Source organism: Brachybacterium sp. FME24 (genome assembly GCF_014897705.1).
Classification (GTDB): domain Bacteria; phylum Actinomycetota; class Actinomycetes; order Actinomycetales; family Dermabacteraceae; genus Brachybacterium.
The window spans coordinates 171,456-194,727 of sequence record NZ_JABUXV010000009.1 but is presented as its reverse complement, the minus strand read 5'-3'; the positions used below and the strand labels follow the sequence as shown (position 1 = coordinate 194,727).

The 23,272-nt window shown below is 70.3% G+C and carries 21 protein-coding genes; 10 read left to right on the top strand and 11 right to left on the bottom strand.

Annotation, left to right across the window (positions count from 1 at the left end; all coding sequences use genetic code 11):
* The first annotated feature begins 58 nt into the window (after positions 1-58).
* On the top strand, positions 59-712 hold the full coding sequence (locus tag INT51_RS12240) for a bifunctional 4-hydroxy-2-oxoglutarate aldolase/2-dehydro-3-deoxy-phosphogluconate aldolase (protein WP_193105583.1): 654 nt from the start codon (positions 59-61) through the stop codon (positions 710-712).
* Positions 709-1,734 (top strand): sugar kinase, encoded by a 1,026-nt coding sequence (locus tag INT51_RS12235; protein WP_193105582.1) that lies wholly within the window; start codon positions 709-711, stop codon positions 1,732-1,734. The genes INT51_RS12240 and INT51_RS12235 overlap by 4 nt, the downstream gene beginning before the upstream one ends.
* A 9-nt stretch (positions 1,735-1,743) precedes the next feature.
* Here INT51_RS12235 and INT51_RS12230 read toward each other — a convergent pair whose 3' ends face one another.
* A complete protein-coding gene (locus tag INT51_RS12230; protein WP_193105581.1) occupies positions 1,744-2,826 on the bottom strand; it encodes an alkene reductase in 1,083 nt (360 codons plus the stop codon).
* Between the two features lie 340 nt (positions 2,827-3,166).
* On the opposite strand from INT51_RS12230, the gene INT51_RS12225 reads away from it, so the two are divergent.
* Both INT51_RS12225 and INT51_RS12220 read left to right on the top strand, forming a co-directional pair.
* The gene (locus INT51_RS12225) at positions 3,167-3,616 is read left to right on the top strand and encodes a MarR family winged helix-turn-helix transcriptional regulator (protein WP_304502173.1); all 450 of its coding nucleotides are present in this window, start codon (positions 3,167-3,169) and stop codon (positions 3,614-3,616) included.
* A 147-nt stretch (positions 3,617-3,763) separates the two neighbouring features.
* Positions 3,764-5,071 (top strand): MFS transporter, encoded by a 1,308-nt coding sequence (locus INT51_RS12220; RefSeq protein ID WP_193105580.1) that lies wholly within the window; start codon positions 3,764-3,766, stop codon positions 5,069-5,071.
* A gap of 263 nt (positions 5,072-5,334) precedes the next feature.
* Here the strand turns inward: INT51_RS12220 and mgtE are convergent, their stop codons facing one another.
* From mgtE to INT51_RS12180, 8 genes are all read right to left on the bottom strand, one after another.
* Positions 5,335-6,690 carry a magnesium transporter gene (mgtE, locus tag INT51_RS12215; protein ID WP_193105579.1) on the bottom strand — a complete coding sequence of 452 codons (1,356 nt, stop codon included), beginning with the start codon at positions 6,688-6,690 and terminating at the stop codon, positions 5,335-5,337.
* Between the two features lie 54 nt (positions 6,691-6,744).
* Positions 6,745-8,538: an aryl-sulfate sulfotransferase gene (locus tag INT51_RS12210; RefSeq protein WP_193105578.1), complete on the bottom strand. Its 1,794-nt coding sequence runs from the start codon at positions 8,536-8,538 to the stop codon at positions 6,745-6,747.
* 48 nt (positions 8,539-8,586) lie between these two features.
* Positions 8,587-9,825, bottom strand: a complete 1,239-nt coding sequence (gene manD, locus INT51_RS12205; protein ID WP_193105577.1) for a D-mannonate dehydratase ManD — start codon at positions 9,823-9,825, stop codon at positions 8,587-8,589.
* A 333-nt stretch (positions 9,826-10,158) separates the two neighbouring features.
* Positions 10,159-11,142: a C-terminal binding protein gene (locus INT51_RS12200; protein WP_193105576.1), complete on the bottom strand. Its 984-nt coding sequence runs from the start codon at positions 11,140-11,142 to the stop codon at positions 10,159-10,161.
* Positions 11,143-11,262: 120 nt separating this feature from the next.
* Positions 11,263-12,099, bottom strand: a complete 837-nt coding sequence (gene kduI, locus INT51_RS12195) for a 5-dehydro-4-deoxy-D-glucuronate isomerase (RefSeq protein ID WP_193105575.1) — start codon at positions 12,097-12,099, stop codon at positions 11,263-11,265.
* Between the two features lie 13 nt (positions 12,100-12,112).
* On the bottom strand, positions 12,113-13,414 hold the full coding sequence (locus INT51_RS12190) for a TRAP transporter large permease (protein ID WP_193105574.1): 1,302 nt from the start codon (positions 13,412-13,414) through the stop codon (positions 12,113-12,115).
* Between the two features lie 8 nt (positions 13,415-13,422).
* On the bottom strand, positions 13,423-13,926 hold the full coding sequence (locus tag INT51_RS12185) for a TRAP transporter small permease (RefSeq protein WP_193105573.1): 504 nt from the start codon (positions 13,924-13,926) through the stop codon (positions 13,423-13,425).
* A 19-nt stretch (positions 13,927-13,945) separates the two neighbouring features.
* Positions 13,946-14,980, bottom strand: a complete 1,035-nt coding sequence (locus INT51_RS12180; protein WP_193105572.1) for a TRAP transporter substrate-binding protein — start codon at positions 14,978-14,980, stop codon at positions 13,946-13,948.
* 250 nt (positions 14,981-15,230) lie between these two features.
* Between INT51_RS12180 and INT51_RS12175 the strand changes: the two genes are divergently transcribed.
* On the top strand, positions 15,231-16,028 hold the full coding sequence (locus INT51_RS12175; RefSeq protein WP_193105571.1) for an IclR family transcriptional regulator: 798 nt from the start codon (positions 15,231-15,233) through the stop codon (positions 16,026-16,028).
* Here the strand turns inward: INT51_RS12175 and INT51_RS12170 are convergent.
* Positions 15,984-16,700 (bottom strand): hypothetical protein, encoded by a 717-nt coding sequence (locus INT51_RS12170; RefSeq protein WP_193105570.1) that lies wholly within the window; start codon positions 16,698-16,700, stop codon positions 15,984-15,986. The two genes, INT51_RS12175 and INT51_RS12170, sit on opposite strands and share 45 nt — an antisense overlap.
* Before the next feature lie 246 nt (positions 16,701-16,946).
* On the opposite strand from INT51_RS12170, the gene INT51_RS22700 reads away from it, so the two are divergent.
* Together INT51_RS22700 and INT51_RS12160 are read left to right on the top strand one after the other, a co-directional pair.
* Complete coding sequence (locus tag INT51_RS22700) at positions 16,947-18,110, top strand: sensor histidine kinase (RefSeq protein WP_193105569.1); 1,164 nt, start codon at positions 16,947-16,949, stop codon at positions 18,108-18,110.
* Positions 18,107-18,757 carry a response regulator transcription factor gene (locus INT51_RS12160; RefSeq protein ID WP_193105568.1) on the top strand — a complete coding sequence of 217 codons (651 nt, stop codon included), beginning with the start codon at positions 18,107-18,109 and terminating at the stop codon, positions 18,755-18,757. The genes INT51_RS22700 and INT51_RS12160 overlap by 4 nt, the downstream gene beginning before the upstream one ends.
* A gap of 88 nt (positions 18,758-18,845) precedes the next feature.
* On the opposite strand, the gene INT51_RS12155 is transcribed toward INT51_RS12160, so the two are convergent.
* Positions 18,846-19,127: an SHOCT domain-containing protein gene (locus INT51_RS12155; RefSeq protein ID WP_226832287.1), complete on the bottom strand. Its 282-nt coding sequence runs from the start codon at positions 19,125-19,127 to the stop codon at positions 18,846-18,848.
* Positions 19,128-19,422: 295 nt separating this feature from the next.
* On the opposite strand from INT51_RS12155, the gene INT51_RS12150 reads away from it, so the two are divergent.
* The 3 genes from INT51_RS12150 (at position 19,423) to INT51_RS12140 (ending at position 23,267) form a co-directional block, all read left to right on the top strand.
* The gene (locus INT51_RS12150) at positions 19,423-20,385 is read left to right on the top strand and encodes a Gfo/Idh/MocA family protein (protein ID WP_193105567.1); all 963 of its coding nucleotides are present in this window, start codon (positions 19,423-19,425) and stop codon (positions 20,383-20,385) included.
* A 224-nt stretch (positions 20,386-20,609) separates the two neighbouring features.
* The gene (locus tag INT51_RS12145; RefSeq protein WP_193105566.1) at positions 20,610-21,626 is read left to right on the top strand and encodes a Gfo/Idh/MocA family protein; all 1,017 of its coding nucleotides are present in this window, start codon (positions 20,610-20,612) and stop codon (positions 21,624-21,626) included.
* A 339-nt stretch (positions 21,627-21,965) separates the two neighbouring features.
* Positions 21,966-23,267, top strand: coding sequence for an MFS transporter (locus INT51_RS12140; protein WP_304502172.1), 1,302 nt, complete (start codon positions 21,966-21,968; stop codon positions 23,265-23,267).
* Positions 23,268-23,272 lie beyond the last annotated feature (5 nt).

Genomic DNA, 23,272 nt, shown 5'->3' with positions numbered 1-23,272 from the left:
TGACCGCCACCCGGAAGTCTCCCCCACCCCGCCACCGCCATCCCCCAGGAGGCCCGCCTTGACCACCACCGACCGTCCCTCCCTTCCCCAGCGCACCGCCGCCGCCCGCCTGATCGTCGTGATCCGCGGCGAGCGCGCCGATCAGTACGCGCCTGTGCTGGACACGCTCGCCGACGCCGGCATCCGCTCTGTCGAGCTGACTCTGTCCACTCCCGGCACCCTCGACGAGCTGCCGGCTCTGCTGGAGCGCTTCGGCGACCGGATCGACATCGGCGTCGGCACCGTCACCGACCCCGACGATCTGCGCATCGCGGCTGAGCGCGGTGCCCACTACATCGTCACCCCGATCACCCGGGCAGACCTGCTCGAGGCAGCCACCGAGGCCGGCATCGCGATCGTCCCCGGCGGCCTCACCCCGAGCGAGCTGCACGCCGGCTGGGCGGCGGGCGCCGCGGCGGTCAAGGTGTTCCCGGCGAGCGCCGTCGGCCCCGGCTACCTCAAGGACCTGCGCGGCCCGTTCCCCGGCATCCGCGTGATCCCCTCCGGCGGCGTGGACCTCGAGGTGGCCGCGGCCTGGCTGCGCGCAGGGGCCGACGCCGTCTCCGTGGGCGGCCCGCTGCTGGGCGATGCGCTGAAGGGCGGCGACCTCGAGGCCCTGGCCGACCGCGCCGCGCAGTTCGTCGGCGTCGCCACTCGCGAGGCAGGCGCATGAGCATCCCCGGCGACATCGGGGTGACGGCACCCTCCGGCTCCGCTGCGACCCTCCGGACGAGCGCCGGTCCGCGGGTGGTGACCGTCGGCGAGACCATGGCGATGATGCGCAGCGGGACCATCGGTTCCCTCGCCCACCTGCCAGGGGTCGACATCTCCCTCGGCGGCGCGGAGTCGAACCTCGCGATCGGGCTGCGCCGGCTCGACGTCCCTGTCGCCTGGATCAGCCGCATCGGTGAGGACCCGCTCGGCACCCGGGTGGCGCGGGAGATCCGTGCCGAGGGCGTCGAGGTGCACTGCGCCGTGGATCCCACGCGGCCGACGGGCCTGATGATCAAGTCCCGCCCCACCGGCACCACCACCCGGGTGGACTACTACCGGGCCGGGTCCGCCGCTTCCGCGCTCACGCCCGAGGACCTTCCCCCGGGTCTCATCGAACAGGCCGAGATCCTGCACGTCAGCGGCATCACCCCGCTGCTGTCCGAGACCGCACATGCCACCAACGTCGCCGCCATCCAGCGTGCCGTCGCGGCCGGCGTGCAGGTCAGCCTCGACGTGAACTACCGTTCCCGCCTGGGCTCCCGCGAGCGTCTGGCCGAGCTGCTGGGCGAGATCATCGACCAGGTCGACATCGTATTCGGAGGGCCGGAGGAGCTGTCGATCCTCGCCCCGCACGTCGACGAGAGTGACCACCGCGGTCTCCTGCAGGCGCTCGCTGCGGGCTCCGGCCGCCAGGTGGTCGTCAAGCTCGGGGCCGACGGCGGCGCCGCCCTCGCCGCAGGCGGGATATTCGAGGCACCGGGCCACCGGATCGACGTGGTCGACACCGTCGGCGCCGGCGATGCGTTCGTCGCCGGGTACCTCAGTGCGCAGCTCGACGGGCTCGACGTCCCCGCACGCCTGGCCCGCGCGAATGCCTGCGGGGCCCTGGCCTGCACGACGCCCGGGGACTGGGAGGGCGCGCCCCGCCTGCAGGACCTCGACGCCGTGCTGGCAGGCGGAGCGGACCCCGTCAGCCGCTGACGCGGCGGCTCAGGTGCCGACCAGCACCTCCGCCATCGCGGGGTAGTCGGTGTAGCCCACGCGCAGGTCCTCGCCGCTGTCGGGGTAGAACGTCGCGGGGTTCTGCGGGTTCAGGGCCTGGCCGGTCGCGATGCGCTCGGCGAGGTCCGGGGTGGCGATGTAGTCGCGACCGAAGGAGACGGCGTCGGCCGTGCCGGCCTCGATGAGGCGCTCCCCGGCGACCGCCGTCATCTGGTCGTTCGCGATGACCGGGCCGCCGAACAGCGACCGGATCTCGCCGATGAGGCTGTCTTCCTCTTCGACCTCGCGAATGAAGAGGAAGGCCACCTTGCGGTTCCCGAGCTCCGCGGCGACATGGCCGAAGATCGAGCGCGGGTCGCTGTCGCCCATGTCGTGCTCCTCGCCGCGCGGCCGCAGGTGCACGCCCACGCGACCCGGGCCCCAGACGCCCGTCACCGCGTCGGTGATCTCGAGCAGGAATCGCGCCCGATTCTCGACGGACCCGCCGTACTGGTCCTGGCGGTGGTTGGTGCTGTCCTGGAGGAACTGGTCGATCAGGTAGCCGTTCGCGCCGTGGATCTCCACGCCGTCGAAGCCGGCGCGCTTCGCGTTCTCCGCGCCGCGCCGGAAGTCCTCGACGATCCCGGGGATCTCGCCGGCGTCGAGTGCGCGGGGCTGCACGTAGGGGCGCTTGGGACGCAGCCTCGCCACCCGGCCGGCGGGCGTGATGGCGCTCGGCGCGACGGGGGCTTCGCCGTTCAGGAGCTCGGGGTCGGAGATGCGTCCCACGTGCCAGAGCTGCAGGACGATGCGGCCGCCGGCGGCGTGGACGGCGTCGGTGACCTGGCGCCAGCCGGCGACCTGCTCGTCGTTCCAGATGCCCGGGGTGCCGTGGTAGCCGACTCCCTGCGGGCTGACGCTGGTGGCCTCGCTGATGATCAGACCGGCGCCGGCACGCTGGGTGTAGTACTCGGCGGTCAGCTCGGTGGGGACGCGCTCGTCGCCTGTGCGGGCACGGGTCAGGGGCGCCATGACGATCCGGTTGGGGATCGTGAGCTCACCGAGGTCGAGCGGGGTCGTCAGAACGGACATGGGGGATCCTCCTCCGCGGCGCGTGGCCGCTGGTCGTGATCGGCGCCCTCGTCTCCCGGAACGGGAGCGACCGGCGCACACCCTGCGGCCAACGGGGCGCGAGGCGGCGCTATTCCCCGTCGTCGTCATAGTTCACGCAGCGTCTGCCAAGTTCACAGAACGCCTGTTGTGGCCACGGAGCATCCACCGCTCTGCGCCGCCCGGCCTGCGGCCGTGCCCGCCGTCTTGCCGGCCGAGCTGCCTAGTTGCCGAGCGGCCAAGCGGCCAAGCGGCTGCTGAGTCACAGCCCCACCCTTACCACCCTTGCATTGGTTCGCATTGCTAACTACTCTGGTGCATCGTGACCGACACTGCTCCCACCTCTTCCGCCTCCGGCGATCTCCCCCAGCACCTCGCTCTGGTCTGCAGTCAGTTCTCGCGACTGGCTGCGCGACGCTCCGAGGTCGGCGTCGGAGCGGTCTCCTGGCGCGTCGTCGCCACCATCGAACGGCACGGCCCTCTGCGCCTGAGCGAGATCGCTGACCGCGAGCGGGTCTCCCGCCCCACGGCGACCGCCGTCATCAAGCGCCTCGAGGAGGAAGGTCTGGTCCAGCGCGGGCCGGACCCCACCGACTCCCGGTCCTCCCTGGTCACCACCACCGAGCCGGGCTCGGCGCAGCTCGCCGCCTGGCGCAGGCAGCTGGCGGTGGGCGTCGGCGGACTTCTCGAGCCGCTCCCCGCCGAGGACCTCGCCACCCTCGACCGCGCCTCCGAGATCCTCGCCGGTCTCGTCGACATCCATGACGGGTGACCTCGTGGAGCGACTCGCCAGGGCCTCCCTCATCTCGCTTTCTCCCCATCCCTGCATGTCAGCGCCCGGTCCTGTCCCTCGTCACGGACAGCTGACCTGCCTCAGCCCGCCCCGGGACGCGTCCGTCCCCACCGAAAGGTCCCCCGCATGACCGCACACGCCACCGAGGCACCGGCCGCCTCGCCGTCGGCCGCGACCCAGAACACCGCACCCACCTTGCGTGATGCCTTTCGGCAGCCCACGTCCGTCTGGGCGATCGCCTTCGCCGCGACCGTCTCCTTCATGGGCATCGGCCTGGTGGACCCGATCCTCCCGGCGATCAGCTCGCAGTTGGACGCCTCTCCCTCGCAAGCGATGCTGCTGTTCACCAGCTACCTGTTCGTCACGGCGATCGCCATGTTCTTCACCAGCTGGTTCGCCTCAAAGGTCGGCGGGAAGCGCACGCTGCTGGTCGGCTTGGTCCTGGTGGTGGTCTTCGCGGCACTCGCGGCGAGCGCGGGGGGCGTCTGGGAGATCATCGGCCTGCGGGCCGGCTGGGGCCTCGGCAACGCCCTGTTCATCTCGACCGCACTCGCGGCGATCGTCGGCGCCACCGCCGGCCCCAGCGGTGGCGCGATCATCCTGTACGAGACCGCGCTCGGCATCGGCATGGCGCTGGGTCCGCTGCTCGGTGGCCTGCTCGGCACCGTCTCCTGGCGCGCCCCCTTCGCCGGCACCGCCGTGCTCATGGCCGTCGGCTTCCTCGCGATCGTGGTGCTGCTGAAGAAGGAGGAGAGGCCCCCGCGCGTCTCCCCGATGGCAGCCATCAGAGCTCTGTCGAACCCGGCGCTGCGCACCCTCGCGCTGACCGCGATCTTCTACAACTTCGCCTTCTTCACCCTGCTGGCCTACTCGCCCTTCCCCCTCGAGGCAGCCGCTGCCGCGCACGGCATGGAGTTCGGCGCCCTGGGCATCGGCGGGGTGTTCTTCGGCTGGGGCCTGGCCCTGGCGATCACCTCGGTGTTCGTCGCCCCACCCCTCACCCGGAAACTCGGACTGGTCCCGACGCTGCTGACCGTCCTCGGCCTGCTCGCCGTGCTGATGATCGGCATGAGCCTGGCCCAGGCGTCGATGACCGGCCTGATCGTGCTCATCGTGATCGGCGGCCTGCTGCTGGGCGTCATGAACACCGCCCTCACCGAGACCGTCATGGAGGCGACGGGCCTGCCCCGAGGCGTGGCCAGCTCCGCCTATTCGGGCGTGCGGTTCCTCGGCGGCGCCGTCGCCCCGGCCGTGGCGGGTCCGCTCGCCGCCGCGACCGCCTCGGGCGCCCCGTACCTGCTGGCCGCCGGGACACTCCTGGTCGCCCTGCTCATGCTGGTGATCGGCCGACGGCACCTGGCGGCCGTCGGCCAGCACCATCAGCTCAGCGAGGTCGAGGAGGCGGAGGCGATCACGGCCGGCGACGAGGCGTGAATCCTGGGCTCGCGGGCCTTCACGCTCCACCGTTGTGACCATGGGCATGTCTTCCCCGCCGGAAGGCATGCCCATGGTCACAACGGATGCCCATCGCAGCGATCCATGCCCCACCGCACCTATCACCCAACGCCCCCATCAGATGAGGACGGGTGGTGCGGCGAGCGGAGAACGTGTCCTCAGGAGGAGCCTGCGGGCGGCGGGAGGGATGCGGCGGGACGCTGCGCTGCGGGGGCCAGCGGGCGACCCCAGGACTACCGGGCTCACAACCCCAGCACGGCGGTCGCGATCGTGAAGTAGATGATCAGGCCGGTGGCGTCGCAGAAGGTGGAGATGAAGGGGTTGGAGAACACGGCCGGGTCCGCGCCGACCTTCTTGGCGACCAGCGGCATCAGCCCGCCGACGATCGCGGCCATGGTGCAGATCGACAGCAGCGTCAGCCCCATGACCGTCCCGATCGCCCAGCCGTAGACCAGGCCCGAGACCAGGAACCCGAGTGCCCCCAGGACGGCGCCGAGGGTCACTCCCACGCGCAGCTCGCGCCACACCACCCGCGGCAGGTCCCGCACCCTCACCTCGCCCACGGCGAGCGCCCTGGTCACGGTGGTCGCCGCCTGGTTGCCGGTGTTGCCGCCGGTACCGGTCAGCAGCGGGATGAACAGGGCGAGGATCACCACCTGGTCCAGCCGGTCCTCGAAGATCTCCAGCACCTGCACGGTGAGGATCGCGGAGATCGCCAGCACCAGCAGCCACACGATGCGGCTTCGGACCACCCGCAGGATGGGGGTGGAGAGGTAGGCACGAGGCAGGGGCTCCGAACCGCTGGTGCGAGCGGAGTCCTCCGCGTTCTCCCGTTCGATGATGTCGACGGCGTCGTCGACGGTGAGGATCCCGACCAGGCGGTTCTCCCCGTCCACGATCGGCATGGCCAGCAGCTTGGCGTCGAAGAAGCGTCGGGCCGCGTCCTCGCGGTCATCGGTGGCCAGGGCCTGGACGGCAGGGTGGGCGAGGTCGCCGACGCGGGCGTCCTCGTCGGCCAGCAGCAGCCGGCGCAGACCCACCACGCCGAGCAGGCGCCGAGTGTCGTCGACCACCGGGAGCAGATAGATGGTCTCGGGCTCCGCGGCGTGGGCGCGCACATGGGCCAGCGCGTCCCTCACGGTCGCCGTCGGCCGCAGGGGCAGCACCTCCGGTGACATGTAGCGGCCGATGGCATGACGGGGGTACCCGAGGACCGCGGTGGTCATGGCGCGCTCGTCGGCGTCCAGCCCGTGCATGAGCCGTTCGGCGACCGACGCCGGCAGCTCGTCCAGCAGCGAGGCGCGGTCGTCGGGGTCCAGGTCCCCGATGATGTCGGCGACCTGCGGGGTGCGCAGGCCGGAGATCAGCTCGGCCTGGTGATCGGCGGGCAGAGCCTCGAACACCGCGAGCGCCGTCGGCTTGGCGAGCACCCGGAACAGCAGGGCGCCCTCGGTCGCGGGGCGGGTCTCGACGAGGTAGACGAGTTCGGCGACCGGCAGCAGATGCGCCTCGCGGGCGAGCTGCTCCACGTGGGCCTCGTCCTCCTGGGCGCGCAGGAGGGCCAGGACGGTGTCGACGGTCGCGGAGGAAGGGGTCACCGCCCCATTGTGGCCGAGCCGGAGGGCACGCCCTTCCACCGGAGGGCACGCCGATCAGGGCTCGCGGAACCAGAACCCGTCGAAGGTGTCCTTGTAGACCCGGTAGCCGTGGCTCGCGGAGTCGTACCGGTAGGTGGCGATGAGGTCCCCGTCGGCCGTGCGCTCGGAGAACTCGTTGGAGCGCCCGGAGTTCACCACCATGGGCTGATCGACCCTGCCGCTGCCCAGCCGGTACACGTTGGAGACCACCGAGGAGTAGGGCACCTCGATCGCCTCGTCCTGCCGGTAGCTGCCGGCGTTCTCGTCGACCAGGTAGCGCAGCACGTGGGAGATCCCGTCCTGCTCGTCGGTGGCGGCGTCGCGAGGTGCGTGGTCCTGCCAGTCCGCCTCGTCGCGGGTGTCCAGTGACCAGTAGTTGTTGTTGAACATCTCGAGATAGAACTGGCCCTCGGGAAGCTCGTCGTCGTCGATCCGGTGCACGGTGTGCTGACCGGCGTTGCCGATCACCTCGCCCTCCGCGGCGAGGAAGAGCTCCTCGTGCCCGGTCCCCTCCCACAGCGCCTCGACGCCGATCATCCACCGCACGCTCGGCGTGGATCCCGCCTCGAGCGCGTCGTCCAGGGCGATGACCGTGGAGGTCTCGCGGGCGGAGAGGATCATGACGCCGTCGGTGATGTCGATCGAGTTGACGTGGATCCAGTCCTTGCCCTGGACGACGGAGCCGCCGGCCTCGCCCTCCTGGGCGTGGGCGAGCTTCTCGTACTCGGGGAAGATCTTCTGCAGGTCCACGACCTGCTCGACGTCACCGGAGGCCAGGTCCACCCGGATGACGCGGTCCTCGACGCGTTCGGAGCTCGAGTCGGAGGTGAGGACGTAGGCGACGTCGTCGACCACCGCGAGATCATGGTGGACGCTGTGGCCTCCCAGGCCGATGAGCGTGGCGGCGTGGCCGAGCGGGTCGAGGACGCCGAGCTGGCGGGACCCGGTGGTGGTCACGAGCCTGCCGTCCTCGACCACGAAGTGGTGGGCTGCCGTGTCGCCACCGCGCATCTCGGCGCGCATCACGCCGGAGTTGTCGAACAGGTAGGTGTTGTTGCCGAGGCCCGTCACCCCGTTGAGGGCGAACAGGCCGGGCGTGAGGGCGTCGGCGTCGGCGATATCGGCGGCCAGGGTGGTGCCGTAGCCGGATTGGGTGGTCGGCGCCTTGATGCGCAGCGTGCCGGCGCTCTCACCGCCGCCGTCGGCCCGCCAGGTGAGGTCGAGGGTGGTGTGCGCCCCCGGGATGAGGCCGATCACGAGGCCCTCGAACCCGGCGCCCTCGGCGTGGTTCGCGGCGGTGCGGGCGAAGTCCTCGGTCGCGGACGCCGTGGCGACGACGTCCAGCTGTCCCGCCTCGGGGTCCTCGAAGTGCACGTACAGCCCGCTTCCGGTGGTCCCGTACGGGTCCAGCACCAGCAGCGGGTCCGTTGCGGTCCACGCCTTCTCGTCCTTCTTGGCCTGCAGTGCCTCGTGACGCGCCGCCTGGGTGGTCGCGTCGAACAGCGCGGGTGCCTCCTGGCCCTCGGCGAGGTCGTAGGCCACCGTCCACACCGTCCAGTCGCCGCGAGCGGCGGGGTTCTCGGTGTAGGTGACCGTCAGCGCGGCCGCGGCGTCGGGATCAGGCTCCTCGGGGCCGCCGTCGTCGGTGCAGGCGGCCAGGGCCAGCAGGGCCAGTCCCGCGCCGGCGGTGCCCGCCATGAGGGTCCGACGGCGCAGGGATGACGGGAGCGTGGCCGGCCCGGCGGCCGGGTCCGTGGCGGGACCTGTGGCCGACTCGGGGTCGCGGGGGGCTGGGTGATCCGGAGGCATCGTTCGAGTCTAGGTCGACGCCGTCACCGGGGCGGGGATCTGCGGGGTTCACCAGTCGTGCACGGAGCCGTCCCGCAGGCGGTTCACCGGCAGGTACGCGGGCACGTATTCGTGTGATGCCGCGGCGTCCTCGTCGAGCTCGACGCCCAGGCCCGGGGTCTCGCCCGGGTGCAGCATCCCGTCGGCGAAGCGGTAGCTGGTGCGGAACACCTCCAGGGTGGTCTCGGAGTGCGGCATGTACTCCTGGATCCCGAAGTTGTGGATCGCCAGGCCCAGGTGGAGGTTCGCGGCCATGCCCACCGGGGAGACGTCCGTGGGTCCGTGGAACCCGGAGCGGATGCCGTAGACCGCCGCGAAGCTCATGATCTGCCGGAGCCCGGTGATGCCTCCCGCGTGGGTGGCCGAGGAGCGCACGTAGTCGATCAGGCGCTCGGTGATCAGCGTCTGGTAGTCGTGCACCGAGTTGAAGACCTCACCGATGGCCAGGGGTGTCACCGAGTGCTGGCGCACCAGGCGCAGCACAGCCTGGTCCTCGCCGGGCGTGCAGTCCTCGAGCCAGAACGGGTCGTAGGGCTCGAGGGACTTCGCGAGCCTCGCGGCCTCGATCGGGCTCATGCGGTGGTGACCGTCGTGCAGGAGTCGCAGCTCGGGGCCGAACTCCTCGCGCACGCCCGCGAACACGGTGGGCAGGTGGCGCAGGTAGGCACGGGTATCCCAGGTCTCCTCCGTCGGCCGCAGCGGGGCGCCGGCCTTCGCGCGCCCCGCGGGCTCGTACTCGTACTTCCCGCCCGGCTCGGAGTCGTGCACGCCGTAGATCTGGTCCAGCCCCGGAACCCCTGCCTGGATCCGTACCGCCTGGAACCCTTGCTCGACGTACCCGTGGATGGCCTCGTTGAGCTTCTCGATCGTGGTGCCGGAGGCGTGGGCGTAGGTGAGCAGGCCCGTGCGGGAGGCACCGCCGAGCAGCTTGTACAGCGGCTCCCCCGCCTTCTTCGCGGCGATGTCCCACAGGGCCATGTCGATCGCGGAGACGGCCGCCATGGTGACCGGCCCGCGGCGCCAGTACGGGCTGCGGTAGAGGTACTGCCAGGTCTGTTCGATCGCGGATTCGTCGCGGCCGATGAGGGTGGGGGCGACGTGGTCACGCAGGTAGGAGACGACCGCCAGCTCGCGGCCGTTCAGCGTGCCGTCGCCGAGGCCCACGACTCCATCGCTGGTGGTGACCTTGACGGTCACGAAGTTGCGGCCGGGGCTGGTGACGTTGACGTCGATGCGTTCGATGCTCATGACGGGGGCCTCCGGCGTGGTGGATGGTGCGGATCGCCGGGATCTCCAGTGGTGCTAGCAGCGCCACCACCCCGTGTCGTTCCACAGTACGGAACCGCAGTTCCGCATTGTGCAGGCAGTTTAGGGTGCCGCCTCGAGCTCCGGCAACACTTCGGCCCCTGGCCGCTGCGCACGCGGCGATGAGCCAGGCCGGGCAGCGACCGGCCGGGCTCACCGCTCGCGCCCGACCCCGGTCCCCGACTGGCCACCGCGAGGAGCGCCGGCGACGGTGAGGGAGCGATCCACGGCGACGCGTGGATCGCTCCCTCCTGTCTCACTCGACCTCACTCGACCTCACTCGACGACGCGGGGGTGGTCGAGCGCTTCGGGATTCAGAAGATTCTGCGGAGTCCGCCCGGCGAGGACGTCCGCGACGCCTTCCAGAGTGCGTCGCTTCAGCTCGACGTAGGACTGCTCGGTGTACCAGGCTGCATGCGGCGTCAGCACCACGTTGTCGAGTGCGACGATGGGGTGCGTCGCCGGCAGGGGTTCCTGTTCATGGCAGTCGATGCCCGCGCCGCCGATGCTGCCCGCGCGCAGGGCCTCGACGAGTGCGTCGGTGTCGATGATCCCGCCCCGCGCGGTATTGATGAGCACGGCGTCGGATCGCATGGCGGCGAGCTGGTCCGTGCCGATCATGCCGCGGGTCCGGTCGGTCAGCGGGACGTGGACCGAGAGGACCTGGGACTGCTCGATCAGCTCCTCGAAGCTGACCACCTCGACCCCGTGGTGCCGAGTGCCGGGCTCGACGCCGAAGTCGTGGCCGATCACGCGGTAGCCCAGCCCGGCGGCCTTCCGCGCGGTGGCGGCGCCGATCCGCCCGAGGCCGAGGACGCCGAAGACACGACCGGACATCTGGAACAGGGGCTTGGCGAGCGAGACATCGTACTGACCGGCGCGGATGCTGCGGTCCAGCAGGGGGATCCCCCGAGCGAGGGACACCGCGAGGCCGATCGCATGATCGGAGACCGCCTCCGTGCCGTAGTCGGGGACGTTGGTGACCGCGATGCCCCGGGCCGTCGCCGCGTCGATGTCGACGGTGTCGACCCCCACACCGTACCGGCCGATGGCCCGCAGCCGTGGCGCCTGGTCCATGACCTCGGCCGTGATCTGCGCGTACTGCACCAGGATGCCGTCGGCATCCTGGATGTTGGCGACGAGGTCCTTCGGCGTCGACTGCTCGATGCGCAGCGTCAGATCGTTCTTGGCCGCCTCGGCCGTCTCGGGATCGAAGCCGTCATGGTCGCACTCAGTGATGACCACCGTGTGATCGGTCATGGTCAGAAGCCTTTCGTAGAGCTGTCAGGGGGGTTCTGGTGGCCGTCCGGGCGGTCCCGCACGGCCGAGCGGGTCGTGCTGCCGGCACGGGGCCGGCTGCACGACGGAGCTGACGAGGATTCACCGCATGTCGGCGACGGGGAACGTGTCCATGTCATCGAACGCCTGGTTCTCACCGGCCATGGCCCACACGAAGGAGTAGGAGGACGTGCCCACTCCCGAGTGCACCGACCAGCTGGGCGAGATGACGGCCTCCTGATCGGCGACGGTCATGTGGCGCGTCTCGTCCGGGCGCCCGAGGAGATGGATGACCCGTGCGTCCGCCGGCAGGTCGAAGTACAGGTAGCACTCCGTGCGGCGGTCGTGGGTGTGTGCGGGCATCGTGTTCCACATGGATCCGGGGTGGAGCGTCGTGACGCCCATGACCACCTGGCACGACTGGATCCCGTTCTCATGGATGTACTGGTTGAGCGTGCGGCGGTTCGAGGTGAGCGGGTCGCCGAGCTCCCGCACCGTGCCTTCGCCCGGTGCGACGGAGGTCGTCGGGTACGAGGTGTGCGCCGGCGCCGAGAAGACATAGAAGCGTGCCTCCGCCCCCTCCTGCGAGGAGAAGGTCACGGACCTCGCTCCCCTGCCGATGTACAGGCATGCGCCATGAGCAAGGGTGTGGGTCTCGCCGTCGACCTCGACGCTCCCGTCGCCGCCGACGTTGACGACCCCTGCTTCACGATGCTCGAAGAACTCCTCGGATCGGATCTCGGGGAAGCCCTCGAGCGGCAGCGGTCGGTCGACAGGGGCGACCCCGACCAGCACCACGCGGTCGTGGTGGGTGTACACGGCCCGCGCCTGGCCGGGGACGAAGAGGTCGTCGACCAGGTAGCGGTCGCGCATCTCCGTCGTTCCCATGCGCGGGATGTCACCGGGGTGGGTGGCATAGCGCTGTTCGACATTGTCCATGGTGGTGCTCCTATCAGAGTCCGAGAAGGCCGGGCAGCCAGGTGGTGAGTGAGGGGGTGTAGGCCACGATCGCGAGCAGGACCACGAGCGCGATGAAGAAGGGGATCAGGTGGCGGATCACGTCTTCGATCCGACGGTTCGCGACACGGACCCCCACGAACAGGACCGGTCCCACGGGTGGCGTGATCGTTCCGATCGACAGCGCCATGACCATGAAGACCCCGAAGTGCAGAGGATCCATGCCGAACGACGTCACGATCGGCAGGAGGATCGGCGCAATGATCAGCACGGCCGGAGTCGCGTCCATGAATGCCCCCACCACCAGCAGGCCGGCGATGATGAGCGCGAGGATCACGTACGGGTTCTCGCTGATCGCGAAGAGCCCATCGGCCACGAGTGCCGGGAGTCGGGCATACGACATGACCCAGCTCATGACGCTGGAGACGGCGATGAGGTAGAGCACGATGGACGTGGTGCGCGCGGCGTCGAGGAAGATCGGCTTGAGGTCCGAGACCGTGACCGAGCGATAGATGAACGAGAGGACCAAGGCGTACAGCACAGCGATGCACGACGCCTCCGTCGGGGTGAAGACCCCTACGAGGATCCCGCCGACGACGATGACGATCAGCAGCAGTGAGGGCACCGCATCGAGGATGATCTTTCCACGCTGAGACCAGGTCAGCTTCTCGCTCACGGTCAGTCCAGGGCGCTTGCGCGCGTACAGGTACACGATGAGCATGCACGTCAGCGCCCAGAGGATGCCGGGGATGTACCCGCCGACGAAGAGCCCGGCGATCGATGTCGCCGAGACGAGCGAGTACACGATCATCAGATTGCTCGGTGGGATGATCATGCCCGAGGGCGCCGAGGCGATGCTCGTGGCGGCGGAGAAGTTCCGGTCGTAGCCCTCCTTGGCCTGCAGGGGCGCCATCGTCGACCCGACGGCCGCGACGGATGCGACGGCAGATCCGGAGACGGAGCCGAACAGCGCGTTGGCCGCCACATTGGTCTGCAGCAGCGAGCCGGGTGCCCAGCCGACGAGCACCTTGGCCGCGTTGATGAGGCGCAGCGCGATGCCTCCGTTGTTCATGATCACTCCGGCCAGCACGAAGAATGGGATCGCGAGGAGCGCGAACGAGTCGATCCCCCGGAACATCTGCTGGGAGGAGGTGAGCATCGCATTGTCGAACCCGATGGCGACGACCGCGGCGGTACCCGAGGCGATGCCGACGGCGACCGCGATCGGCACACCGATCGCGAGCAGGAGGAAGATCCCGACGAGGAGGATGAGCCCGATGAGGCTGGTGATGTCCACGGTGACTCCTAGAGAACTTCTGCCTGGGCGGCCTCGACGGGTGCCATGCGGTCGGCGCCGATGGCGATGAGATGGTGGACGCAGTAGAAGAGCGTCAGGATCCCGGACACGGGGATGGCCAGGTACATGTGCCCGGCGGTGACCGGCAGGGCGGGGATCGTCTGCTCCCAGGCGAGCTGGGAGATGGAGATGCCTCCGTACACGAGCACCAGGGCGGTGAAGGCGAGGACAAGGGCATGCGTGAGCATGCCGAAGGCCTTCTGGGGCGCCCGCGGCAGTTTCCTCACGAGGAAGTCGACGGCGATGTGCCCGCGTTCGCCGAACACCAGCGCGGCTCCGAACAGACCGAGCCAGACGAAGATGTACTTGGCGAGCTCTTCCGACCATCCGCTGGGGCTGTTGAGGACCTGGCGCGCGAAGACCTGCCAGGCGACGGTGGCCACGAGAGCGACGAAGAGGCCGACACAGACCCATTCGAGAGCTCTGTCCAGTCCTGCTTTGAGTGTGATCATTCGTGGAGTCCCTTCCGGCTCACTCGGCGGCTGCGCGCACGTCGTCGTACAGCTTCCGGGTGAAGTCGTTGCCGAGGCTGTCTTCGATGAGCGGCTGGACCGCCGTGCGGAAGGCGTCGATGTCGACCTCGTTGAACTGGGCACCGGCCTCCTCGGCCATCTCGTGGGAGCGCTCGACCTCCTCGGTCCAGAGCTCGCCCTCCTCGGCGGTGGTGGTGGCCATGTCCGTCTCGAGGAAGTCACGGCACTCCGGAGCCATCCGATCGAGCGTGGTGGGGTTCGAGATGAGGTAATCCGGGAACATCAGGTGCTGTGTGTAGGAGTAGTAGGGGGCGACCTCGTCGTGCGAGAGGTTCGCGTAGATCGATTCGTTGTTCTCGCCGCCCTCCAGGACCCCCGACTGGATCGCGGTGTACACCTCGCCCTGCCCCATCGGGGCGCCTGATCCGCCCATCTGCCCCAACATGGCGATGTTCGTGTCGGACTCGATCACGCGGACCTTCATGCCGGCGAGATCCTCGGGGGTCTCGACGGGCTTCACGGAGTTGTAGACGTTGCGGATACCGCCGTGGAAGCCGGTGACCACCGAGATGTTCTTGTCCTCCAGCGAGCTGAAGAGCTCGCCCGTGAACTCCGGGTCGTCGAGGACTTCGCGCTGGTGCTCCTTGGAATCGAACACATAGGGCAGGTTGAAGACGACGAAGTCCGGGTTGAAGTTCTCCATCAGCGAGCCCGCGACCATGGAGAAGTCGACGCTCCCGGCCTGGACGAGCTCGATCGTGTCGGCCTGGGGGCCGAGCGACTCGTTCGGGAACACCTCGAGAGCGCACGCGCCGTCGGTCTCGTCGCGCATCCGCTCGCCCAGGTTGGTGAGAGCCACGTACTGCGGGTGGGTCTCGGGCTGATTGAACGCCACGCGGTAGACCGTCTCGGCTTCGACGCCGGAGCCTCCGCCTCTGAGCGCGCTCTCATCGATGGGGGTGAACTGGGCGCAGGCGGTGAGCGATGTCATCGCCACAGCCAGGACGCCGCTCAGCACGGGCTTCCACTTCATCGTGTCTCCTCGTCGGACCGTCCACTGCGTCGGTCCGTAGTGATGCTCTTCCCCGCGGAGGGGGCCGGCCCGGGGTGACACATCCTCGACGGATCTCCGTCGAACCGATCCCCTTGTGTTCCGTATGGCAAAATAGTAGTTTCGTGATGCGGGACAAGCATAGGCGGTTCGGAAGTGCCCTGCAACGTCCTCGGCTGCTCGGGGCCCTCCACCCGCCTCGCACCCCACCCACCCCGGAGAGAATGGATCCATGACCATCACGCCACCCTCCGACGTCTCCCCCGTCGGCAGCGTCGACAAAGCCCTGGTTCTCCTCGAGATTCTCGCGTCGGCCGGACCCGAGGGGATGACCCTGCGGGACCTCGCCGCGGCGGGCGACTTCAACAAGGCCTCGGTGCATCGCCTGCTGCGGGCGCTCATGCACCGCGGCTTCGCGGACCAGTCCCCGACCGATCAGCAGTATCGGCTCGGCGCCGCTGCGCTCGAGCTGGGGCACTCCTTCGGGGACAGCGAGAACCTGCCGGCGCTGTTCGCCCCGGCCCTGGCGAGCGTCTCCCAGCACACCCAGGAGCTGGTGCACCTGGGGCAGATGGACGGCATCCACGTCCTCTACCTGGACAAGGTCGAGCCCGAGCGCACGCTGCGGGTGTGGTCCAGCATCGGCAAGCGCGCCCCCGCCGCGCGCACCGCCATGGGGCGCGCTCTGCTCGCAGCCGACGGGGTCCGTGGTCCGGCGCTGGAGGCATATGCCCACGCCACCGGTGCCGACACGGCGGAGACCGGTCAGGTGATCTCCATCGAGCACCTCGCAGACGTCGTCGATCGGACCGGCGAGCGCGGCTGGTCCACGGAGATCGAGGAGAACGAGGCGGGCATCGCCTGCGTCGGCGTGGCCCTGGTCCGGCCCGGCGGCCGCTCCGTATCGGTCAGCGTCACCGGTCCGATCGAGCGGATGGACCAGCAGCGCCGCGCCGAGATCGGCGCCCTGCTGCGCGAGCAGCTCTCACGCCTCGCTCCGTCGGGATTCGCGGTCGCGCCGCTGCGCTGAAATGTGCCCCAGGGCTCCTCCGAGCACGGTGCCGATCACCAGGGACACCACGACGACGATCAGCTGAGTGCCCAGCGGGACGCTCGGAAGGCGGATGTGGGCGAACTCGTGCATCAGGTGCGCGAGCACGCCACCGGCCAGCATCACGGCGGCGACGGCGCCGGCTGCCGCGACGCCGATCTGCAGGGCGCGCACCCGGCCGCACGCCGCGACCAGGGCCCCGACGACCACGACCACCACCACGGCCTGGATCACCACCCCGGCCAGCACCACCAGGACCGCCTGCGAGATCCCCAGCATGGCCGGGAGCGTCTGACTGGGTTCGCCGAGGCCGATCAGCCCGCAGACGACGATGCCGACCGCAGCCGTGAGCGCCGAACCCTCGGGGCGCACGACGACGAACACCGCGGCGACGATCGCCCCCAGCAGGCCCAGCAGGAGCCCGATCGAGGAGACGAGCAGGACGCTCCGGTCCAGCCCGACGAAGCTCGCGGCCACGGTGATCATGACCCCGAGGAGCAGGCCGAGACCGAGGCCGAGGCCAGCGCTGTTCCACACCCGGCGCGGCGCGGCGAGCACCCCGGCGGTCAGCGGGAAGGCGATCGGCAGAGCCAGCATCACGGCCGTCAGCGCAGCGGCCAGCAGCTCGAGCGGATCCAGATCGAAGGACATGCCTCCATGGTCTCCTGGGCGGGGTGGCCGCGACAGCAGGTTCACCGAATCGGGACCAGGTGTTCTCCGCACTCGGGGATGGTCGGGCTACGCCGTCGGGCGTAGTCGCCTCTACGACGCCGACGGGGTGACGCCGCCGCCCGACCGCGCCAGACTGAGGGTCCACCACGGACGAGGGGAGCTGCTGTGCCGCGACCCGATCTGCCGCCACGCCCGCTCCGCCTCCGAGGCGGATGGTGGCGCGACGTGGCGCCCGCACTCCTGTTCGCGGCGTTCGCACTGGCGACGCTGCCGGTCATCGGTCGGGCGTCCGGGAACTGGGGACCGAGGTCAGGTGGGCCCTCCCCGACGCAGCCCCTCCCGGACGGGACGGCCACCCCGGACGCCGTCGCAGCTGCGCTCGTCCTCCTCACGGCCGCGGCGCTCGTGCTGCGCCGTCGTCGGCCGGTGACGACCCTGATCGCGGTCACCGTCGCCACCACGCTCTACCTGGTGATCGGCTATCCGTACGGCCCGGTGCTCCTCGGGGTGGCGGTCGCGGTGTTCTGCGTCGCCCGCCACCGGCCACCGCGAGTGGCCGCCGGCTGGGCTGCCGGCGCCTTCGTCGCACTGCTGATCCATCTCCTCGTCCCAGGTGACGGCACGCCCGGGTTCACGGGGTTCGTCCCGGCGGCCGCCTGGGTGGCGCTGCCCTTCTCCCTCGGCCTGGCACGCCACCTCGTGGCCGACGCCCGGTCCCGCGCCCGGGCCGACGCCGACGAGTCCCTGGTCCAGGCCGAGCGCCTCCGGCTCGCGCAGGAGGTGCACGACGTCGTCGGCCACGGCCTGGCCGCGATCCAGATGCAGGCGGATATCGCCCTGCACGTGCACGAGACCCGCCCCGGTCAGTCCGAGGACGCCCTGCGGGCGATCAGCGCGGCGAGCGCCGAGGCGCTGGAGGAACTGCGCTCGACCCTGTCGTCGATCCGCCCCGAGGGGGCCGTCGCCCCCGGCGACACCGTGGCCCCGACCCCCGGCCTCGCTCGGCTCGGGCCGTTGTGCGAGCGGGTGCGGGCGGCCGGGTTCGCCGTCGAGCTCGAGGTCACCGGGGCGCGCGACCCCTTGCCGACCGCACTCGACCTCGCCGTGTACCGCATCGTGCAGGAATCCCTGACCAATGTCGTCAAGCACTCCGCGCATCCGCGGGCCGAGGTGCAGGTGCATCGGGGCGCCGAGGAGGTCGAGGTCACCGTGACGAATCAGGATCTGCACCCCGACGAGCACACGGCCGGGTTCGGCATCTCCGGGATGCAGCGCCGCGCCGCCCAGCTCGGAGGCACCGTGACCTTCGGAGCCGGGCCCCAGCCCCACACCTTCCGCCTCCACGCCGTCCTTCCCAGCGTCGCCCCGCCACGTCAGGAGATGCCATGACCTCCGTCCTGATCGTCGATGACCAGGAGCTCGTCCGCCTCGGCCTGCGGGTCCTGCTCGAGGAGACCGTCGGCCTCACCCGCGCCGGGGAGGCCGCGGACGGGCTCGCTGCGGTGCAGGAGGCGATCAGGGCCCGTCCGGACGTCGTCCTCATGGACATCCGGATGCCCGGGATCGACGGGCTCGAAGCGACCCGCCGGATCGTCGCGCACCCTGATCTGGCGCACACCCGGGTGATCGTGCTGACGACGTTCGAGCTCGACGAGTACGTGTTCGAGGCGCTGCGTCACGGGGCGAGCGGCTTCCTGCTGAAGAACACTCCCCCGGCCGACCTCGTCGAAGCGATCAGGACGGTGGCCGACGGCGGGGCTCTGCTCGCGCCGACGGTCACCCGGACCCTGATCCGCGAATTCGCCCGGCAGGCACCGCGTCGAGCGGCCCCGCACCCCCGCCTCGAGCTGCTCACCGAGCGTGAGCGCGAGGTGGTGGCCCTGGCCGCTGAAGGATTGAACAATCAGGAGATCGCCGAGCGGCTCGTGGTCAGCCCGGCCACGGCCCGCACCCACGTCAGCCGCGCGATGATCAAGCTCGGGGCCCGCGACCGAGCTCAGCTGGTCGTGTTCGCCTACCAGTCCGGGTTGGCCTGAGCCTCGGTGCCCGGAGTCCGCTGCACAGTGCTCGGCGCCGAGGAGACCGAGGAGGAGGACCAGCCGGCCCTCCCCCTCGATGCGAGGGTCACTTCTCGCGCAGCACGGCCCGGCGGGCGCGGAACTCGTCCTCCTCGATCGATCCCTCGGCGTAGCGCTCGGCAAGTCGCCGTTCTCCGGCCCGACGCCCGGCAGCCGCCTCCCGTCGGCGGCGGCCCAGGATCGCGAGGGTCACGAGGCCGATCGCGACCAGCAGCCAGAACAGCGGGAAGAGGAAGAACGGGAACGAGGGTCCCCCGCCGTCCATCCACGGTCCGTTGCCGCCGCCGGCGACGATGAGTCCGGTCAGCCCTGTGGTCAGTGTGTTCATGGTGTCCTCCTCGGTTGATGCTCGGGTGATGCGTCCGTTCCGAGACTGCCCGGATTCGGTGCGCCTGCCATCGGCCCGGGGACGACACTCCCGCTACGCCCGCCGACGTACGTCCCCACCTCCCCCGCACTCCTGGCGCGGCCCCCTGCCGCTCCAGTCCGAAGCGGTTAAGTCTTGGCAAAATCGCTCGCCCAGGGGGATGCGCTTCCCGTGAATCTCTGTAGGCTGGTTCACACCGTTCGCGGCTGTAAGTCCTGCGGGCACGCCGCTCCTTCGACTCTGATCGTGAGAATTCGTGTCCGCACCGTTGCGCATCGCTGCCCTGTCCGCCTGGCATGTCCATGCCGAGGAATACGCCCGGGAAGCCCAGAACCATCCTGAGACCGAACTGGTCGCCGTCTGGGACGACGACGTCGAACGTGGCACGGCCCTTGCCACGACCGTCGGCGTCGAGTTCGTCGCCGATCTCGACGCCCTCCTCGCCCGCGTGGATCTCGACGGCGTCACCATCACCACTGCCACCACCGTGCACCGCGAGGTGATCGGCAAGGTCATCGCCGCCGGCAAGCACATCTTCACCGAGAAGCTGCTGGCCCCCACCCTCGCGGAGTGCGACGAGCTGCTCGAGGCGGCCCGCGCCGCCGGCGTGCAGGTCACCGTGTCCCTGCCGCGCCTCGCCCACGGCTACACCGTGGCCCTGCGCGAGGTTCTCGACAGCGGCTCGCTGGGTCGCCTCAGCTACTCCCGCGTGCGCCTGGCCCACAACGGCTCGACCGCCGACTGGCTGCCACCGCGCTTCTACGATCCTGCCGAGGCCATCGGCGGGGCGTTCAGCGACCTCGCGGCTCACCCGTCGTACCTGACCCAGCTGATCCTGGGCACCGACGTCACCGTCGCCTCGGCCACCTACACCGATATGACCGGCCGTGGCGTCGAGGACAACGCGGTGGTCACCGTGACCAGTCCTGATGGCGCCATCGGCGTGGTCGAGACCGGCTTCGTGACGCCGTTCAGCCCCTTCTCGATCGAGGTGCAGGGCACCACCGGCACCCTCACCTACGGGCTGGGGGCCGACGGCGGCATGGTCCTGGACACCGGCGACGGGCCCACCGCCGTCGAGGTCCCCGAGGATGTCCCGAATCCCTTCGCACAGTGGGTCCAGGCGATCCGCAGCGGCGAGGAGACGACGGAGAACCTCGAGCGCGCCCGGGCCCTGACCGAGCTGGTCGTCGCAGCCAACGCCGCCGCGTCGGCCTGAGCCTCCGCCCCGGCGCTCGGCGGAGCTTCGAGCCATCGCGCACCCGTCGGCTCCCTCGCGCGGCCCGGAATGACGGCCGGGCGCACCGCCCGGCACTTCCCACGTGCCAGGCACGGCGTCCGCCCTCACCGCACCACCCCGCTGCACCGCAGCACCTGCAGCACCTGCAGCACCTGCACAATCCGCACCACCTGCACCCCAGCAATCCTCCTGAGGAGAAACCCATGACCCAGACCGTCCAGTCCCCCGTCCGCATCGGCCTGATCGGCGGCGGCGGCATCGCCAACGCCCACCTGAAGGGCTACGCCCAGATCCCCGACCGCGTCACCATCACCGCCATCGCCGATGCCAGCGAGGAGACTCTCGCCAAGCGGGTCGAGGAGACCGGGGCGACCGGCTACAGCGACTTCACCGAGATGGTGAAGGACCCCAACATCGACGCCGTCGACATCTGCCTCCCGCACCACCTCCACACCCCCGCGATCATCGCGGCCGCCGAGGCCGGCAAGCACATCCTGTGCGAGAAGCCGCTGTGCCTGACCCCCGAAGAGGCCACGACCGTCAGCCAGGTCATCGAGAAGACCGGCGTGACCCTGATGTGCGCTCACAACCAGCTGTTCATGCCGGCCGTGGCCAAGGCCAAGGAGGTCATCGACTCCGGTGCCCTCGGCCAGGTCTACGAGGTGCGCACCACCGACTCCTTCTTCAACGACTTCAACCCGGAGTCGATGGGCTGGCGCGGGAACGCGGCCACCTCGGGCGGCGGCGAACTCATCGATACCGGCTACCACCCCACCTACCTGATGCTGCACCTGGCCGGTGCCACCCCCGTCAGCGCCTTCGCGATGCTCTCCACCCACCGCCTGAAGTTCATGGAGGGTGAGGACTCCGCGCAGGTCCTGGTGCGTTTCGATAATGGTGCCGTGGGTCAGATGGTCACCTCGTGGGCCTACTCGGCCGCACCCGGCACCGACCGCTTCTCCGCCGTGGGCGAGAAGGGCTCGCTGAGCTCCGACGGCTCCACCCTGCGCGTGAAGCTGCGCGGCGAGGACGAGGAGCAGGTCTTCGAGCACGAGGAGGTCGACACCTTCGCCGCCGAGATCGCGCACTTCGTGGACGTGCTCACCACCGGCGAGCGGCCGATCAACAACCAGGTCGAGGGCGTCAGCGTGCTCGGCGTCATCCTCGCCGCCTACGAGTCCTCGAAGACCGGCCAGGTCGCCGACGTCATCAGCCTCTGACACCCGGGCCGGGCGGGCCGGGCCGGGCGGGCCGGGCCGGGCCGTCACCGGCCTGGCTGGCCCGGACCGGCCTGGCTGGCCCCGGCTCGGGTAGGGCTGGCCCCGCCTGTCCCGGGCATGCCCGGACCGGACCGGACCGGACCCCAGTAATGTCCCCTCAGGACCGATGGTGAAGTAGACATCGGTCCTGCGGGGACAATTCCGGCTGAGGGCCCGGCTGAGGGCCCGGCTGAGGGCCCGGCTGAGGGTCCTGTTGCGGGCGTCGGCCGGGGGTCGGCTCACCGACCCCATAGAGTCTGCTGAGAGAACAGAGCTCGCTGAGAGAGAGGCGCTCGCCTCGTGACTACTGCCGATGGCCCCGGCGACACATCCCCGGACCGACTGATGGATGGACCGCGGGACGGACCGAGCGCGGCCTCGTCGTCGTCCTCGAACCCGCCGTCCGGGGTCCCGTATCGCACGTTGATCTGGCTCGCCGTCGCCACCTTCACCACCGGCATCGACGGGTACGTGCTGGCCGGGCTGCTGCCGGACATCGCCGAGGACCTCGACGTCACCGCCGCGCTCGCCGGTCAGCTGGTCTCCGTCTTCGCGCTCACCTCGGCGGTGGCCGGCCCCATCCTCGGGGCCACCACCAGCGGCTGGGAGCAGCGCCGCGTGATCATGGGCGCACTGACGACCTTCATCGCCGGGAACCTGGTCAACGCCGTCGCCCCCACCTATTCGATCGCTCTCGGTGGCCGCGTCCTCGCGGCGCTCGGCGCCTGCCTGCTGGGGGCGGCCGTGACCGGGTACGTCGTCCACCTGGTGTCGGAACGGCACCGGGGACGGGCCCTGTCGTTCGTGCTCGGCGGCTGGATGACCGCCACCGCGCTCGGCGTGCCCGTGGGCCTGATCCTGGGACAGACCAGTTGGCGGCTCCCGCTGGTCCTGGTCTCCCTGGTCGGGTTCATCGCGCTGGTGGGCATCGGGCTGCGCCTGCCGCCGCTGCGCTACCCCTCCTCGACCCTGGCCGCTCGCCTGCGGCCTCTGGCCCAGCCTCGACTGGTGGCCGGGCTGCTGGTGTCCACCGGGGTGCTGTGCGCGAGCTACACCTGCTTCACCTATGCAGTGCTGATCCTGGAGCCGACGCATCCGGCCAGCTGGATGATGATCGTGATCATGTGCGCCTACGGCGTGGCCAGCATGGTCGGCAACGCCATCACCGGTCGCCTCGTGGACCGTTTCTCGCCCGTCCGGGTCCTCACCGTCATCCTGTGCGGCCTGCTGGTGGATGCTCTGTTCGGGGCGTTGGCCTTCTCGTTCGCGGCGCCGGCGGCGTTCGCGGTGCTCAGCCTGGTGTGGTTCGTGCTCGCCGGCATCGGCAACGGTGGTCATGCTGTCCCGCAGCAGGCTCGATTGGCCACCATGGCGCCGGCCTCCGTCGCCGTCCTGATGGCGCTGAACGCGAGCGCCATCTCCCTCGGCGGGGCGCTCGGCGGTGGTGTGGGCGGTCTCGCTCTGACCACCGGACTGGCCCCGGGGCATCTCCCGTTCATCGCCGCTGCTGTCCTGGCCCTCACCATCCCGTTGCATCTGCTCGTGGCCCGGTGGCCCGACAGGAAGCGGACTGCCCCGGCGGCGACGTCACTGCCGACCTGACTCCT